This is a genomic window from Streptomyces sp. SN-593, assembly GCF_016756395.1.
GTDB lineage: Bacteria > Actinomycetota > Actinomycetes > Streptomycetales > Streptomycetaceae > Actinacidiphila > Actinacidiphila reveromycinica.
Window position 1 is genome coordinate 8,680,014 of sequence record NZ_AP018365.1, and the last position, 18,780, is coordinate 8,698,793.

2 protein-coding genes and 1 pseudogene are annotated in these 18,780 nt (G+C 78.6%); all 3 read left to right on the forward strand.

Annotated elements, in window-relative coordinates; genetic code table 11:
• Positions 1-26: 26 nt before the first annotated feature.
• Positions 27-10,073 (forward strand): annotated as a pseudogene (locus RVR_RS38815) (SDR family NAD(P)-dependent oxidoreductase); the annotation flags it as partial.
• Between the two features lie 296 nt (positions 10,074-10,369).
• Entirely contained in the window at positions 10,370-13,684 is a 3,315-nt protein-coding gene (locus RVR_RS36065; RefSeq protein ID WP_202238205.1) for a condensation domain-containing protein, read from the forward strand.
• A 927-nt stretch (positions 13,685-14,611) separates the two neighbouring features.
• Entirely contained in the window at positions 14,612-18,379 is a 3,768-nt protein-coding gene (locus tag RVR_RS36070; RefSeq protein WP_202238206.1) for a type I polyketide synthase, read from the forward strand.
• Positions 18,380-18,780: the final 401 nt, after the last annotated feature.

Sequence of the window (18,780 nt, forward strand, 5' to 3'; positions counted from 1 at the left end):
AACAGCTTCTGGGCTACCTGAAGTCCGTGGCGGCCGACCTGTACGAGACGCGCGAGCAGCTACGGAAGCTGGAGTCGGGCGCGCAGGAGCCGATGGCCGTCGTGGGCATGGCCTGCCGCTACCCCGGCGGGGTGGAGAGCCCCGAGGACCTGTGGGACGTGGTCGCCGGCGGCCGCGATGTGCTCTCCGCGTTCCCGACCGACCGCGGATGGGACACCGGCACCGGCACTGGCACCGGCGGCCAGGGCCAGGACTACGCCCCCGTCGGCGGCTTCGTCCACGACGCGGCCGACTTCGACCCCGCCTTCTTCGGCATCTCGCCGCGCGAGGCGCTGGCGATGGACCCGCAGCAGCGGATGCTGCTGGAGGTCGCGTGGGAGTCCCTGGAGCGCTCCGGCATCGACCCCCGTTCGCTGCGCGGCAGTCCGACCGGCGTGTTCGTCGGCGCCGCGATGTCCGGGTACGCCGAGGGACTGGGCGCCGCCCAGGGCTCCGAGGGCTACGTCCTGACCGGCAACACCGCGAGCGTGGTCTCCGGCCGGGTGTCCTACGTGCTGGGCCTGGAGGGCCCGGCGGTGACGGTGGACACCGCCTGCTCCAGCTCGCTGGTGGCGCTGCACGTCGCCTGCCAGGCGGTACGCGCCGGGGAGTGCGACATGGCGCTGGCCGGCGGCGTCGCCGTCCTGGTCACGCCCGGCGCGTTCGCGGAGTTCTCCCGGCAGCGCGGCATGGCCGCGGACGGCCGCTGCAAGGCGTTCGCGGGCGCCGCCGACGGCATCGGCTGGGCCGAGGGCGCCGGCATGGTCGTCATCGAGCGGCTCAGCACCGCCCGCCGCAAGGGCCACCGCGTGCTGGCGCTCATCGCGGGCAGCGCCATGAACCAGGACGGCGCGTCCAACGGCCTGACCGCGCCCAACGGACCGTCCCAGCAGCGCCTGATCCGCGCGGCACTGGCCAACGCCCGGCTGGACGCCCACGAGGTGGACGCCGTCGAGGCGCACGGCACCGGCACCACCCTCGGCGACCCGATCGAGGCGCAGGCCCTGCTCGCCACCTACGGCAAGGGCCGCCCGGACGAACGCCCGCTGTGGCTGGGATCGGTGAAGTCCAACATCGGCCACGCCCAGCAGGCCGCCGGGGTAGCCGGGGTGATCAAGGCCGTCATGGCGCTGCGGCACGCCGTGCTGCCCACCACGCTGCACGTGGACGAGCCGACCCCGCACGTCGACTGGTCGGCGGGCGCGGTGCGGCTGCTGACCGAGGCCGTGCCCTGGCCGCAGTACGGGCGCCCGCGCCGCGCCGGGGTCTCCGCGTTCGGCGTGTCCGGCACCAATGTGCACACCATCCTCGAACAGGCCCCCGAGCCGCAGGACGCCGCGGCCGAGGAGCCCGGGCCGCGGGAGGCCCCGGACGGGGCGGGGGACGGCCCCGCGCGGCAGTCCGGCACTCCGCCGGTCCTCGGCCCCGGCGTCGACGCACCCGTCTGGCTGGTGTCCGGCCGCTCGCCGGAGGGCCTGGCCGCTCAGGCGGAGCGGCTGCGGGCGTTCGCCGCCGGCCGGCCGGAGCTGCACCAGGCCGATGTCGCCTGGTCGTTGGCGACGACCCGCTCGACGTTCGAGCACCGCGCGGTCGTCACCGGGACCGGCCGGGCCGACCTGCTGGCCGGGCTCGCGGCGCTGGCCGCGACGGCCCCGGCGCCGGGACTGGTGGCCGGTGACGGCCCTGTGGCCGGCCGACCGGGCCGGGTGGCGTTCGTGTTCCCCGGCCAGGGCGGCCAGTGGGCCGGGATGGGCGCCGAACTGACGCAGGCGAGCCCGGTGTTCGCCGCACGCCTCGCCGCGTGCGAGGAGGCGCTCGCCCCCCACACCGACTGGTCGCTGCGCGAGGTCCTGGCCGCCGGCGCGCGCGCCCACCTCGACCGGGTGGACGTCGTGCAGCCGGCGCTGTGGGCCGTCATGGTGTCGCTGGCCGCGGTGTGGCAGGCCGCCGGCATCACCCCGAAGGCCGTCGTCGGCCACTCGCAGGGGGAGATCGCGGCGGCGGTCGTGGCCGGGGCGCTGTCGCTGGAGGACGGCGCCCGGGTGGTCGCGCTGCGCAGCCGGGCGTTGCGTGCGTTGGCCGGTCGCGGCGGGATGATGTCGATCGCCGCGGGCGAGGACGCGGTCCGCGACCGTATCGCGTCCTACGGCGGGCGCGTCTCGGTCGCCGCCCTCAACGGGCCCGCGGCCACGGTGGTGTCGGGCGAGCCGGCCGCGCTGGAGGAACTGGCCGCGGCCTGCGGGGCCGAGGGCGTGCGGGCACGCGTCCTGCCGGTCGACTACGCCTCGCACTCGCCGCAGGTCGAGGAGCTGGAGGCCGAGATCCGCTCGGCGCTGGCCGGGATCTCGCCGCGCGCCGGCCGGGTCCCGATGGTGTCCTCGATGACCGGTGAGCCGATCGACGGCACCGCGCTGGACGCGGGCTACTGGTACGCCAGCCTGCGCGCGCCCGTCCGCTTCGGCGACGCCGTCACCGCGCTGGCGGGCAGCGGCCACACCGTGTTCGTGGAGGCGTCCCCGCACCCCGTGCTGACCGGGGCCGTCGCCGACACGGTGCACGCGGCCGACCCGGACGCGGAGAGCGGCGGCCCCGTGGTGACGGGGACGCTGCGGCGCGACGAGGGCGGCCCGGCGCGGCTGCTGACCTCCTTCGCCGAGGCGCACGTGCGGGGCGTGCCGGTCGACTGGACCCGCGTACTGCCGGCCGGCAGCACCGTGGACCTGCCGACGTACCCGTTCCAGCACCAGCGGTACTGGCAGCGGGAGGGCACCTCCGCGGGCGACCTGTCCGCCGCCGGCCTGGGCGCGATCGGGCACCCCCTCCTCGCGGCGGCCGTCGTGCTCGCCGACGGCGGCGGCCTGGTCCTCACCGGCCGCCTGTCGACGGCGGCCCAGCCGTGGCTGGCCGACCACGCCGTGAACGGCACCGTGGTCTTCCCGGGCACCGCGTTCGTCGAACTCGCCCTCCAGGCCGGCCACCGCGCCGGATGCGGGCACCTCGCGGAACTCACCCTCGAAACCCCGCTGGTCCTGCCCCGGGACGGCGCCACGCAGCTCCAGGTGGTGCTCGGCCCGGCCGACCCCGACGGGCGGCGGACCTTCGAGACGTACGCCCGCCCGGACACCGACGACCCCGACCGGCCGTGGACCCGGCACGCGGGCGGGCTGCTGGCCGCCGCCTCCCCGACGCCCCGCACCCCGGACGACGGCGGCCCGGACGGCCCCGACGACCTGACGGCGTGGCCGCCCCCCGGCGCGGTGCCGGTGGACGTCAGCGGGCTCTACGGCGAGGTCGCCGCGGCCGGCTACGGCTACGGCCCGGCGTTCCAGGGGCTGCGCGCGGTCTGGCGGCGCGGCCGGGACGTGTTCGCCGAGGTGGCGCTGCCGGAGGACGTCGCCGACAGCGCGGGGCGGTTCGGGCTGCACCCGGCGCTGCTGGACGCCACGCTCCACGCGTCGGCGGTGGCCGCCGGGCAGCAGGAGGACCCCGCGGGGGTGCGGCTGCCGTTCGCCTGGCAGGACGTGGCGCTGCGCGCCGCCGGCGCCGGGGTGCTGCGGGCACGGCTGCGGCCGGCCGCGGACGGCGCCCTGTCGCTGACCGCCGCGGACGGCACCGGGGCTCCGGTGGTGTCCGTCGGCAACCTGGTGCTGCGGCCGGTCTCCGCAGGGCAGTTGGCGGCCTCGGGCGGCGGGCGGCAGGACGCCCTGTTCGGCGTGGCATGGGAGGAACTCCCCGCCTCGGCCGCGCCCGCCGGCCGCTGGGCCGTCGTCGGCGACGACACGGGCGGCCTGCGCGCCGAACTCGCCGGGAGCGGCGCGGACATCGCGCCCTACCCGGACCTCGCCGCTCTGGCCGCGGCGGTCGGCGCCGGCGGACCGGCACCGGACGTGGTACTGGCCCCGGTCGGCGCCGACCCGCGCGCGGCGCTCGGCGACGACGTGGTGCCGGCCACCCGGGAGACCACCGTACGGACGCTGGCGCTGCTCCAGGAGTGGCTGGCGGCCGAGGAGTTGGGCACCGCGCGGCTGGCGCTGGTGACGCGCGGCGCGGTCGCCGCCCGGTCCGGCGAGGGCGTCACCGACCTCGCCGGCGCGGCCGTGTGGGGGATGGTGCGGTCCGCCCAGACCGAGAACCCCGGCCGGCTGGTGCTGGCCGACCTTCCCGCGGTCCGTCCCGCCGGCTCCGCTCAGGGCGCGCGCACCGGCGCGGCCCTGGCCGCCGGGCTGGCCGGCGCCGAACCCGAACTGGTGGTCCGCGACGGCGCGGTGCGCGGCCGGCGGCTGACCCGGCCCCGTGCCGGCCTGGACCGGCCGGAGGACGGCATGCCGTGGCGGCTGGAGAACCTGCGGCCCGGCGCGCTCGACGGCCTGGCCCTCGTACCCCGTCCGCAGGCGGCCGCGCCCCTGGAACCCGGGCAGGTCCGGATCGCGGTCCGCGCGGCCGCGCTCGGCACCGCGGACGTCGCCGCCGTGCTCGACCCACCCGCGGTGCTCGACACCCACGGCGCCGACGGCACGTCCGCCCGCGGGGGCGCGTACGCTCCCGGCGGTGACCGCGCGGCGGTCCCGCTCGGCCGCGAGATCGCCGGCGTCGTCCTGGAGACCGGCGACGGCGTCGGCGGCCTGGCTCCCGGCGACCGCGTGCTCGGCCTGGCGCCGGGCGGGGCCGGCCCGCTCGCCGTGACCGACGCGCGGCTGCTGGCCCCGGTGCCGGACGGATGGACGTTCGCCCGCGCCGCGGCCGCGCCGGGCCCCTACCTCGCGGCCTGGTACGCGCTCGCCGACGTGGCCGGGGTGCGGCCGGGGCAGCACGTCCTGCTGCACGCCGGCGCCGACGGCACGGGCGTGGCCGCGGTGCACGTCGCCCACCGGCTCGGCCTGGAGGTCCACGCGACCGCCGGACCGGAGCAGTTCGCGGCGCTGCAAGCGGCCGGCCTGGACGAGGCGCACCTCGCGCCCGCCGACGACACCTCCCACCTCGCGCGGTTCGAAGCCGCCGTCATGGCCGCCACCGGCGGGGACGGCGTGGCCGCCGTGCTCGACGCGTCGGAGGGCGGGCCCGCCGGGACGGCGCTGCGGCTGCTGTCCCGGGGCGGCGCGCTCGTCACCCTGGGCACCGGCCGCGCGCAGGAGGGGGAGGCCGCCGCCGCTGTGGCGCAGGCCCGCCCCGACGTCCGGTACGCGCGTGCCGACCTCGATCCCGACGTCGGTCCCGACCTCGCCCCCGGTCCCGGTCCCGGTCCCGGTGGGGCCGACACCGAGCGGCTCGGCCGCGTCCTCGGCGACGTGGCGGACCTGCTCGCCGACGGCGCCCTGCCCGCGCCGCCGTACCGGGCCTGGGACGTCCGCAGGGCCGCCGACGCCGTGGAGGCGGCGAGCCGTGCCCCGTCCGACTGCCGCACCGTCCTGACCGTCCCCCGGGACGGTGCGGCGCCCCGGCCGCCCGGCACCGTACTGGTCACCGGCGGCACCGGCCTGATCGGCGGGCTGGTCGCCGGGCACCTGGCGGCCGCCGGACAGGCCCGCCGGGTGGTGCTGACCAGCCGCAGCGGCCCCGCCGCCCCCGGAGCGGCCGTGCTGGCGGCCGCAGTCGCCGGCCGCGGCGCCGATGTGCGGATCGCCGTGTGCGACGCCGCCGACCGCTCGGCCCTGGCCGCCGTACTGGACGCGATCCCGCCGTCCGCGCCGCTCACCGGGGTGATGCACGCCGCCGGTGTGCTCGACGACGGCGTCATCGGTTCGCTGACGCCTCGTCAGGTCGACGTCGTCCTGCGGCCCAAGAGCGCCGCGGCGTGGAACCTCCACCGCCTCACCCTCGGCCACGACCTCGACCGCTTCGTGATGTTCTCCTCCGCCGCGGCCACCCTGGGCAGCGCCGGCCAGGGCAACTACGCGGCGGCCAACGCCTTCCTCGACGCACTCGCCGCCAGGCGCCAGGCCGACGGCCGCCCCGCCACCTCGCTGGCATGGGGCTTCTGGGCCGACGCCAGCGCGATGACCGGCCACCTCGGCACCGGCGAACGCGCCCGCATCAGCCGCGGCGGCGTCCGCGCGCTGTCCGCCGACGAGGGACTGGACCTGCTGGACCTGGCCACCGCGCGCGACGAGCCGCTGCTCGTGCCGGCCGGCATCGACGTGCCGGCCCTGCGTGCGCAGGTCGCCCGCGGCGACGTGCTCCCGCCGCTGTGGCAGGTGCTCGCCGGCCGCGCCACCCGGCTGCCGTCCGCCGCCGCCGGCGGCGCGGTGCGGACGCTGCGCCACACGCTGGCCGCGATGGCCCCGGCCGAACAGGACCGCACCCTGCTGGACCTGGTCCGGTCGCACGCCGCGGCCGTGCTGGGCCATGCGTCGCCGGACGCGATCGAGGCGGGCAAGGCGTTCAAGGACATCGGCTTCGACTCGCTGACCGCCGTCGAACTGCGCAACCGCCTGGGCGCCGCGACCGGACTGCGGCTCACCGCCACCCTCGTCTTCGACTACCCCACGTCCGCGGCGCTCGCGGCCCACCTGCGGTCCGGGCTCGTCGGCGAACAGCCCGCGACGGCCGGCGCGGACCCGGCGGCACCACCCCCGCCGGTGGACGACGACCCGATCGCGATCGTGGCGATGAGCTGCCGCTTCCCCGGCGACGTCCAGGACCCGGAGTCCTTCTGGGACCTGCTCGACGCCGGCCGCGACGTCATCGCGGACTGCCCCGCCAACCGCGGCTGGGACACCGAGCGGCTCTACGACCCCGACCGTGACCACCCCGGCACCGCGTACACGCTCCAGGGCGGCTACCTCAGCGGCGTGGGCGACTTCGACACCGGCTTCTTCGGGATCAGCCCCCGCGAGGCCCTGGCCATGGACCCGCAGCAGCGGCTCCTGCTCGAAACCGCGTGGGAGGCCCTGGAACGCGCCGCGATCGCGCCCGACTCGCTGCGCGGCTCGGCGGCCGGCGTCTTCGTCGGGGCCACGTCCTCCGGGTACAACGCGCTGCTGCCCGACGACGCCGCCGGGTCGGAGGGCTACCTCATGACCGGCAGCGCGGTCAGCGTGATCTCCGGCCGCATCGCCTACGCGCTCGGCCTGGAGGGCCCCGCGATGACGGTGGACACCGCCTGCTCCTCGGCACTGGTCGCGCTGCACCTGGCCTGCCAGGCCCTGCGGGCCGGCGAGTGCCGCCTCGCGCTCGCCGGCGGCGTGACGATCATGTCCACGCCCGCGGCGTTCACCGAGTTCAGCCAGCAGCGCGGCCTGGCCGCCGACGGGCGCTGCAAGCCCTTCGGCGCGGCGGCCGACGGCACCGGATGGGGGGAGGGCGCCGGGCTCGTGGTGCTGGAGCGGCTGTCCGACGCCCGCCGGAACGGCCACCCGGTGCTGGCCGTGGTGGCCGGCAGCGCCGTCAACCAGGACGGCGCGAGCAACGGCCTGACCGCGCCCAACGGGCCCTCCCAGCAACGGGTGATCCGCGCCGCGCTCGCCGGCGCGGGGCTGCGCGCCGACCAGGTGGACGCGGTCGAGGCGCACGGCACCGGCACGGTGCTGGGCGACCCCATCGAGGCGCAGGCCCTGCTCGCCACCTACGGCCAGGGCCGCGCGGACGGCCGGCCGCTGTGGCTCGGCTCGGTCAAGTCGAACATCGGCCACACCCAGGCGGCGGCCGGCGTGGCCGGGGTGATCAAGATGGTGCTGGCCCTGCACCACGGGCGCCTGCCCGCGACCCTGCACGCCGAGCAGCCGTCCCCGCACGTCGACTGGTCGGCCGGCGACGTCCGGCTGCTGACCGAGCCCGTCGAGTGGCCGGCCGGCGACGAGCCGCGCCGTGCCGGGGTGTCCTCCTTCGGGCTGAGCGGTACCAACGCCCATCTGATCGTGGCGGAACCGCCGCCCGTCCCCGGCGCCGGCGCGCACGGCGAGGGCGCCTCGGGCGCCGATACCTCGGGCGCCGACGTCCCCGCCGCCGACGTTCCCGCCGTTGACGCTTCGGGCACCGATGCCTCCGGCACCGACGCTCCGGACCCCGACGCTCCGGGCACCGGCACGCACGCAGAGGACGGGGCGGCGGGTCCGGGCCTGCCGCCCGTGCCGTGGGTGCTGTCCGGGCGCGGCGCCGACGGACTGCGCGCCCAGGCCGCCCGACTCCTCGACCACCTTGACCGCCACCCCGAACTCGACGCCCCCGACGTCGGGTTCTCGCTGGCCACCACCAGGTCGGCGTTCTCCCGGCGCGCGGTCGTCATCGGCTCGGACCGCGCCGAGCTGCTGGCCGGGCTCGCGGCGGTCGCCGCACCGGGCGCGGAGCGTACGGAGAGCGGGGAGGGCGAGGAGGACGGGACGCGGGCGCAGGACGCAGGGCGTGCCGAGGACGGGCAGGGCGCCGCAGAGCGTCCGGACCGCGGCGGTTCCGGGCACCGGGTGGTGACCGGAACCGCCGCGCCCGCCATGGCCCAGAGCCGGGTGGCGTTCGTGCTCCCCGCCCTCGACGGCGCCACCCTGGTCGCGCCGGTGCGTCAACTGCTCGACCAGGCAACGGCGTTCGGGACCCGGATGGCCGAGTGCGATCGGGCACTCGCCGCGCACCTGGGCTGGTCGGTGACCGACGTGCTGCGCGAGCGGCCCGGTGCACCGTCGCTCCGGGAGGACGGCGTCGCCCGCGCGGTCGGGTTCGCGGTGCAGGTCGCGCTGGCCGCGCTGTGGCGGTCGGCCGGGCTGGTCCCGGCCGCCGTCGCGGGCGCCGGGAGCGGGGAGATCGCCGCTGCCCACGTGGCCGGGGTGCTCACGCTCGCCGACGCGGCCCGAATCGCCGCCGGCTCGGCGACCCCGCGAACCGACCCCGTGGCCCCGGCGCCGGGGACGCTTCCGCTGATGTCCCTGTCCACGGCGAGCTGGCTGGAGGGCGAGGACCTCGACACCGCGTACTGGTGCGGGCCCCGGCCAGAGCCGGGCCCGGCCCGGGCCGCCGCGGAGGAACTGCACGCCTCCGGATACGGCGTCCTCGTCGAGATCAGCACCGACCCCGCGGCGACCGCGGACCTGCGGGCGGTGGCGCCCGAGGGCCGCAAGGCCGCCGCGGTCAACGCCGCCGGGGCGTTGGGCCCCGGACGCTCCGGCCTGCCCGGCTTCCTCGCCGGGCTCGCCGACCTGTACGTGCGCGGCACCGCCGTGGACTGGGCGTCGGTGTGGGCCGACACAGCTCCCCGCCAAGTGGCCCTGCCCACCTACGCCTTCCAGCACCAGTGGTACTGGCCGTCCGGCATGACGCGGCGCGGCCCGGCGGGCGTGGACGGAACGGCCGGAGCAGCGGCGGCCGACGCGCCGGCCGATCCGCGAACCCCGCCGGGTGCGGGCGGGGACGCGTCGGACGCGGGCGGATTCGGCGCGGTCGAGGACGAGTTGGGCGCGGCCCCGGACACGTCGGGCTCCGGTGACGGTGACGGTGCCGGTGCCGGCGTCGCCCGGCCCGCGAGCGACCGCCGAAGCCCGGTCGGTGAGCCGCTGTTCTGGGCGGCCGTCGCCCAGGAGGACCTGGCCGCCCTCGGCGGGCTGCTCGGCGCCGGCGAACCGCTGCGCGCGGACACGCCGTTGAGCGAGGTGCTCGCGCGGCTGTCGGCATGGCACCGAGCCGCCGGCGACCCCGTGCCGGCCGCCCCGGGACAGCCCGCCGAGGGCGGTGCGACAGGGAGCGGGCCCGGAGTCGGCGCGGACCCCGCCGCGGACACCGACACGGACACGGACGCCTGCACCTACGTAGACGACGGGGGCGCCGACGGCGACGACTCCGTGACCCTGCCGGTGGTGGACCCGCAGTGGTCGGCGCGCCTGGCCGGACTCGACCCGGCCGCGCAGGAGGCCGTCCTGCTGGACCTCGTCCGGGCGGAGATCGCGGTGCTGCTCGGCTACGCCTCCGACGACCTGGTCGAGGCCGAGGGCGACATCCTGGAGATGGGCATGTCCTCGATGGCGGCGGTCCAGCTCCGCGAGCGGCTCGCCGGCCTCATCGGGCTCGAACTGCCCGAGGGGTTCATGTACGACCTGGAGTCCCCGGCCGTGATCGCCGAGTACCTGGCGGCGGAGTACGCCGCCCGGCCCGGCCCGCGGGCAACGGCACCGGACCAGCCCCTGTGACGGCCACGGCACCGGGCGCAACGCGGCCGCGCCCGCCGCGCGGCGCCCGGTGCCGCACACCCGACCCGGCCCGGCCGCCGCGGTTCCCCGTGCCCTGTCGCGGCGCGGACCGCGGTCACCGGCGCACCCCCGAACGGAAGGCGAGAGATGCAGGAACCACAGGCGCGCGAGGCCGCACCGGACGCCCGCGGACGCGCCGCCCTCGGCGCATCGGACGCGCGGCTGTGACCGGGGCGCGCGCCGGGCGGCCGGCGGCCGGCCCGCAGCAGGACGGCACCGGGCGGAGCAGCACGGAGCCGGACACCGCCGAGCAGAGCACCATCGATCAGTGCACCGCCGAGCAGGGCATGTCCGGGCACGGCGCCATCGACCAGGGCGCCATCGGGCACGGTGGCTCCGAGCCGCGCCTCGCGGTCACCCGCAAGGAACACGCCCTGTGGCTGCTGGAGCGGCTGGTCCCGGACGCGGGCGTCAACAACCTCGGCATCGCGCTGCGCGTCGACGGCCACCTGCAGGCCGACGCGCTCGCCGAGGCGCTCCGGGTCGTCCTCGGCCGGTACCCGGCGCTGCGGACCGCGTTCACCGCCGCCGGCGGGGAGCTGACGAAGGACGTCCTTCCCCCCGACCGCTTCCCGGTGGAGGTCGGCCCGCTGGAACTGCCCGCCGAACCCCTCCCCGACGACCGGCTCGCGGCGGAACTCGGACGCTTCATCGCCCGCCCCTTCCCGCTGGACGGCCGCCCGCTGGTCCGCGCCGGTCTCGCCCGCCGGCCCGACGGCGACGTCTTCTGCCTGACCGTCCACCACCTGGTCTTCGACGTCACCTCGGCGACCATCCTCATGCACACCCTCATCCCGGTGTACGACGCCCTCGCGGCCGGCCGCCCGGTCCCCGCCGCCGCCCTCGTCGAGGTGCCCCCGGCCCCCGAGCGGCGGCCCGACGAGGCCCATCTCGCCTACTGGCGCGAGCACCTGCGGGACCTCCCGCCGGGCGGCACCGACCTGTGGTGCGGCGCCCCGCGCCCGCAGCGCCCCCGGCTCGCCGGCGACATCGCCACCCACACCCTGTCCGAGGAAGGGCGCGCCGCCGTCCAGCAGTTGCAGCGGCAGGTACGCGCACCGGTCGCCGCCGTCCTGCTGGCCGCCTACCACGTGCTGCTCGCCGCGCACGGCGCGGGACCCGACCTCGTCATCGGCTCGCCGCTCGACCTGCGCGGCCAGCAGGCCACCCAGGAGGTCGGCTACCACGTCAACGTGGTGCCGCTGCGGCTGCGGGCCGACCTCACCGCCGGGTTCCGCGCGCTGGCCCGCCAGGCCCGGGACCGGTTCCTCGGCGCCATGGCCCACGGCGACGTCTCCGTGGACGACCTGACCGCCGAACTGCCGCGCACCGGCGCGGCCTGGCAGACGGTCTACCGGCACGTCTTCAACTACCTGCCGCAGGTCGCGTCCGAGGAACTGGTGGTCGGCGGCACGGACGGACGGCTGCTGCCCGTCGAGAACGGGTACAGCAAGTTCGACCTCGAAATGGTCGCGGTCCCCGCCAAGGCCGAGATCCGGCTCCGCTACGACCGCCAGATCCTCGCGCGCCCCGACGTCGAGGCCCTGCTGCGCCGCTACGAGGCCCTGCTCGTCGAGGCCGCCGCGGCCGCCGACCGCCCGGTCGGCGAGTACGCCGGGTGGAGTCCGGCGGACCGGGAGACCGTCGCGTCCGCGCACCGGCCGCCGACCGCGTCCGCGGACGCCTCCCCGCTGGACGCCGTCCTCGCCCGGGGCCGCCGGACCCCAGGCGCGGCCGCCGTCGTGGACGGTGACCGCGTGCTCGACTACGCCGGGCTGATCGACGCCGCCGGCGCGGTCCGGGCCGGCCTCGCCGAAGCCGGTGCGGGCGCGGGCGACGTCGTGGCCGTCACCGCCCGGCGGCCCGGGGACCTGGCCGCGGCCGCACTCGGCGTGTGGCTGGCGGGCGGCGTGTGCCTCCCGATCGGCTCGGACCGCGGTACCGGAGTACGCCGCCGCCTGGATCGCTGCGGCGCCCGGTGGGTGCTGGCGTACGAAGCGGATCCCGATCCGGACGGCCTCGGCCTGCCGGTGGTGCGGCTCGCCGCAGCAGGCGCGGCCGCCGCCGAGGTGCCCGCCGAAGTTTCTGCCGAGTTCTCCGCCGATCCTGACGCGGCGGCACCGGCCGGCGCCCCGGACCGGCCCGCCTGGCTGCTCGCGGACATGGACGCGGACGCGGACGTGGACGTGGACATGGACGCCGACGGCGGCACCGGCACGGATCCAGGCGCGGCCGGCCCCTTCGTCCCGGTCGCCCTGAGCCATCGGGACGTCATGACGGCGCTCGGCCACGTCGCCGGCGAGCTGGGCGCGGCGCCGGGCACCGGGACGCTGGCGTCCGCCCGTCCCGGGTCGTTCCAGGCACTGGTGGAACTCTTCCTCCCCCTGACGACCGGGGGCCGCGTCGTGGCGGCCCCGCCCGCCGGATGGGCCGACGGACCGGGACTGGGCGAGGCGGTCGCCCGCCACGCCGTGGGGATCGTCCCGGTGCCGCCGGGAACACCGGCGGAGGCGGTGGAGGCGGCGGTCCGCGGCGCCGCGGACGCCGCGGACGGGCTGCGGATCGCCGTGCACGGCGAGGACCTGCCGCCCGCGGCGCTGCGCCGATTGGTCGCCGCCGGAGCCCGGCCGTACAGCGTGTACGCGGCGCCAGGGGTGGGCAGTTGGGCGCTTTCGGGTCCGGTCGAATCGAACGGTGCCGGCCGCACCCGGGGGCGGCCCGCCCCTGGAGTCACGGCGGCCGTGCGAGCCCCGGACGGACGGGACCTGCCGGTCGGCGTCCGCGGTGAACTCCACCTGGCCGTGGCCGGAGCGGGCTCGGCGTGGCTGCCGACCGGAGTGCTCGCCCGGTGGTGCCCCGACGGCAGCGTCGAGCGCCTCGGCCCGCTGGGGGAGCGGGCCACCGTCGCCGGCCGCGCGGTGGATCTCGGCGCCGTGGACGCCGCGCTCCGGGACCACCCCGGCGTCGCGGCGGCCGCCACTGTCGGAGTGCTGGTGCCCGGACCGGACGCCGTGCCCGTGTCCTTCGTCGTCCCGGGGGCCGATCCCGCTGCGGGCGGCGACCTGGCCCGAGCGGCGCGCGACCACGCGCGGGACCTGCTGCCCGAGGCGGTCGTGCCCGCGCGTGTGACGTGCCTGGAGGTGCTGCCCCGCCGCCCCGACGGCCGGTTCGACCGGGACGCGCTGCTCCGGCTCGCCCGCGAGCAGGCCGGCGCCGCTCCGGGTCCGGACGGCGGCGCCGACGGCGAACTCGTCGCCCGCCTCGTCGAGGTGTGGCAGCGGTTGCTCGGTACGGAGGTGACCGCCGACACGAACTTCTTCGCCGCCGGAGGCCACTCCCTGCTGGCCGCCCGGCTGGCCCAGGACGTCGAGGAACTGACCGGCGCGGAGGTCGAGTTGGCGGAGGTCTTCGACCACCCGACGCCCATGGCGCTGGCCGCGCGCCTGGCCGGAGCGCGGGCGGGCGCGGAGACCGGGTGACGGCCGGGTGCGGGTCCGGGCCGGCGGCCGCGGGGCTGTGCTGCGTTCGTCCGGCCGGAATCGGCCGTGCTCGCGCGTGGGGCCAACCGACGTACGGTGCGGACGCGTCGGTGTCCGGCGGCGCCGGCGCTCCCGGGATCGGGTGCACCGCTGGTCCACCCGGGCGGCGGTGCCGGGCGGGGATGCCGGGCGGGCGGCGGCCGGTCGCTGCCCCTACGGCGCCGGGCCGCGGGCGCGAGACCTGTCGCGGCGGACCGGGCCCTGACGCCTTCGGGCCGTGACGCGTTCGGGCCGTGACGCATTCGGCCCGTTCGGGGCGGGGCGTCGGCACTGAGGGCGGGCCACCGGATGCCGGACGCGCCGAGGGATTCCGCCCGCGGCGGCATTCGGCCGGGACAGCCCTCAGGGGTGTGCGCGGCCCGGGCGCCGTGCGCTGGTGGGCACCCAGGGGCGCGCCCTAGATTTGGCATCCGGAGCGGCGGCCCAAACCCACGATCCGTGGGCGGGCCGGAGCGGCGGACGCGCCCGGTGGACACGGTCGGCCGCAGGGGCGGAGCCGGACCGGACGAAGCACGACCGGGCCGGTCGGAACCGGTTCGCGTCCACCGACGATGGAGTGGTCATGGGACAGCCGCGAAGGTGCCCGCCCGCGGAGCGGGAGGTCGGCACGTGCCCTGTCCGGCCCGTGTCGCCCCCGCGCCCGGCTCCGGTGGGAACGGCGTTCAAGTGGGATGTCCGCGCGGTTGAACGCCGCCGCCCGCGGCGCTCGGGACCGTACGGCGCGCGACCGCGGTATCCGACGGCCGTCCGCACGCGGCACGCCCGGACGCCCGTCGTGCCCGCTGTGCCCGCCGGGTGCGGGGCGTCGTCGTGACCGAGGCAGAAGCGTCCGCGGGGAGTCCGCGCACGAACGTCGAGGGGGAGGCCGTGGGGCGAGACGGTGCGGAGCCCGACCGGGCGCCGGGACCCGCGCGGGGCGCGGCCGGCGGGCCGGGAGCGGAGCCGGGGAACCAGGCGGAGGCGGTCGCGATCGTCGGGATGGCCTGCCGTTACCCGGGCGGCGTCGACTCGCCCGCCGGGCTGTGGCAGTTGGCGGCCGACGGCAGGGAGGCCGTCGGACCGCTTCCCGCGGACCGCGGCTGGGACCTGGCCGCCGTCCCCGGCACCGAGGGGCCCGAACCGTGCGCGCCGGGTGCACCCGGCGTCGACCGGGGCGGATTCCTCGACGGCGCGGCCGAGTTCGACGCCGAGTTCTTCGGGATGACCCCGGCGCAGGCCCAAGCGGCCGACCCGCAGCACCGGTTGATGCTGGAGGTCTGCTGGGAGGCGTGCGAGCGGGCCGGGTTGGACCCGGCGGAGCTGCGGGAAGCGGAGACCGGGGTGTTCGTGGCCGCGGCCTCCTCGGGCTACGGGGCCGGGCACCCGGACGGCGGCGCCGCGGAGGGCCCGCTGTCGGTGCGCCTGGCCGACGCGTTCGGGCTGCGGGACCCGGCGGCCGGTGACCCCCCGGCCGCCGACCCGCCGCATTCGCTCGCCGCCCTGCTCCAGGCCGGAGAAGCCCTGCGTGCGGGGGAGTGCGCGTTCGCGCTCGCCGGTGGCGTCACCGTGCACGCGACCCCCGAGGAGTTCCTGCGGCCCCTTGGGGACCTCGCGCCCGACGGCCGTTGCAAGGCGTTCGCCGCGGCCGCCGACGGTACGGGGCTCGCCGAGGGCGCGGCCGTGCTCGTGCTGGAACGGCTGGCGGACGCGCGACGCGGCGGCCACCCCGTGCTGGCGCTGCTGCGCGGCGGCGCGACACGCCCGCAGGACGGGCCCGGCGGCCCGGACGCACCGGACGGCGCGTCGCACCTGGGGCTGATCCGGGCCGCGTTGGCCGATGCGGGGCTTCGCCCGGACGAGGTCGACGCGGTGGAGGCCCACGGCTCCGGCACCGCGCCCGGCGACACGGCGGAGGCCGCCGCGCTGATCGCCGCCTACGGGCGGGACCGGGCGGCCGACCGGCCGCTCTGGCTGGGAGCGGTCACCTCCAACCTCGGCCACACGGGCCGTGCGGCGGGCGCCGCGGGCGTCATCAAGACGGTCGAGGCCCTCCAACGCGGCGTGCTCCCCAAGACCTTGCATGCCGCCGCGCCGACACCGCGCGTCGACTGGCACACCGGCGGGGTCCGGCTCGCCACGAAGGACGTCGCGTGGCCGCGCGGAGAACGGCCGCGCCGCGCCGGCGTGTCGTCGCTCGGTGCCGCCACGGCCGACACGCACGTGATCCTGGAGGAAGCTCCCCCCATCTCCACATCGCCCCCTGTGGACCCGTCTCCGCCCGTCCCAGCGGCTCGACCGGTGTCCGGCCCCCGGCCCGCCCCGGCGGGCGCTGTCCCGGCCGCCGGTGCGGCCGCGGCTTCCGGGGCGTCGCCGTCGCCGGCCTCCGGTCGCGCTGTGCCGTCGGGCCCCGCGCGCACCGCGGCTGCGGATTCCGCCGCGGGTGCGGTCCCGGACACGGTGCCGGCTGCTGCTCCGGTAGCGGCGCCGGGCTCGGCGGGGGCCGGGGCAGAGGTCTCCGCCCCGGCCGGCGCCACGGGTCCGGTGCGAGGTGCGGTGCCGGGAGCGGCGCCGACCAGGGGTGCGGCGCCGGGGACGGTCTCGGCCTCCACGCCCGTACCGGCCACGAGGGTCGGTCGGGCCGTCGTCGTGGAGGGTATTCCGGGAGCCGGTGCGGGCCCGGTGGCGGGTTCCGGCACGGGTGCGGCCTCAGGTGCTGCTCCGTCTGTTGTTCCGTCAGCCGCTTCGGGTGTCGGCAGGGCCGTGACGGGGGGCGCCCCTTCGGCGGGCAGCCCGGGTGCCGTCCGTGATGCGGCGGCCCCTCCCGGTCCGGTGGCGGCCGCCGCCCCGATGCCGGGCGGTGCGACGGCCACGGCATCGGCCTCGTCGTCTCCGGGTGCGGCCCCGGGGGCCGGTCGGGGCGCGGGCTCGGGCCCCGGCACGCCCGCGCCGTCGGGTGCGGCGGTGCGGCGCGGGCGCGGGGGCGCCGCCGAGGAGACGGGGGCGGTTCTGGCGTGGCCGGTCTCGGGGCGGTCGGCCGCCGGCCTGAGCGCGCAGGCACGGCAGTTGGCCGACTTCGTGTCCGCGCGCCCCGAACTGGACCCGCGGGACCTGGCCTGGTCGCTCGCGGCGACCCGTCCCGCACTGGAACACCGCGCGGCGGTCGTCGGCACGAGCCGCGAGGACCTGCTCGCCGGGCTGGCCGCGCTCGCCGAGGGGCGGGCCAGGACGGGCACCGTCTCCGGGGTCGTCGGCGGCGCCGGCCGGCTCGGGTTCGTCTTCACCGGCCAGGGCGCCCAGCGGATCGGCATGGGCCAGGGCCTCCACGCCGCGTTCCCCGCCTTCGCCGACGCCTTCGACGCGGCCTGCGCCGCGCTCGACAGCCACCTGGACCGGCCGCTGGCCGACGTGGTGCGGGGCGGGGACGCGGCGGGCGGTGCCCAGCCGGGCACCCTGGACGACACCCAGTGGACCCAGGCCGCGCTCTTCGCCGTGGAGGTGGCGCTGTTCCGGCTGCTGGAGTCCTGGGCGCTGCGCCCCGACATCCTCGCCGGGCACTCCATCGGCGAGTTGGCCGCGGCCCACGTGGCCGGCGTGTGGTCGCTGCCCGACGCGGCCGCGGTCGTGGCCGCGCGCGGACGGCTCATGCAGGCGCTGCCCCGCGGCGGCGCGATGGTCGCGGTGGCCACCTCGGAGCGGGCGGCGGAAGCGGTGCTGGAACGGCACCCGGGCGCCGCCCTCGCCGCGGTCAACGGCCCCCAGGCCGTGGTGCTCTCCGGCGAGGCCGACGCCGTGACCGCGGCGGCGGCCGAACTCGCCGCGGCCGGCGCCCGCACGCACCGGCTGCGCGTGTCCCACGCCTTCCACTCGCCGCTGATGGAACCGATGCTGGCCGCCTTCGCCGACGTGGCCGCGTCGGTGTCCTACCGCAGCCCCGGTATCCCGATGGCGTCGGCGCTCACCGGGCGCGCCGCCGCCGACGAGGTGGCGGAGCCCGGCTACTGGGTGCGGCACGTGCGGGAACCGGTCCGGTTCGCCGACGCGGCCGGTGTGCTGCGGGCCGCCGGTGTCGCGACGTTCGTGGAGATCGGGCCGGACGGGGTCCTGGCGACCATGGGCCCGCAGACCCGCTCCGGTCCCGGCGCGCCGGTGGGTGCGGGGCGGCCCGGCGAGGCATCGGACGAACTGTGGGTGCCGGCGCTGCGGCGGGGCCGCGACGAGCCCCGGACGCTCGTGACGACACTGGCCCGGCTGCACACCCGGGGTGTTCCGGTGCACTGGACCGCCTTCCACGGGTCCGGCGGCGGCCGCCGGGTGGACCTGCCGACGTACCCCTTCCAGCGGCGCCGCTACTGGCTGAGCGCCGTCACCCCGGCCGGGGGCGCACCGGCGCCGGTGCGGCCGGACGGCGACGGACGGGCGGAGGACCGTACGGCCGCGCTGCTCGCCGCACTCGACCGGGTCGAGCAGGGCTGGGCGGGCCTCGACCCGGACCGGGACACCGCCGAGCGCGTCGCCGAACGGCTCCGGCGGATGCTGGCGCGCTGGACGGCGGCCGTTGACGGGTCGGCACCGGATCCCGGGCGCCCCGGAGCCGACGAGGACCCGGCACCACGGAACACGGACGCGCGTCCCGACGAGGGGTCAGGACCGGCCTGAGCCGGCCCGCGAGACCCGCCCGCCCGCACCCCCTGACCCAGGAGCCAGCCAGTGGACGACCACGAACACCGCGGTCCCGACGCGCGGCCGTGCGCGTCGGCGCGCGTGGTGCGGGGCCCGGTACGGGCGCCGCGGGCCCTGTCCGCGGTGGCCGCCCGGTCGGCGGAGCGGTCGGCGGCGCGCACGGGGCGGACCGCGCTCACGGTGCCCTCGGGGGAGACGGGAACGCCGGCGCGGTACGTGCCGGCCCCGGCCGGCGTCCGCGCGGCGGGCGGGACACGGACCGTACGGCCGGGGCCGGGGCGGCCGTCCGTGCCCGCGATGCCCGCCGCTCGCGGGGGACACGCCGTACGCGCCGCGCACGGCGGGGGAGCCGCCGACGCGTCGTCCGCCGTGTGCGG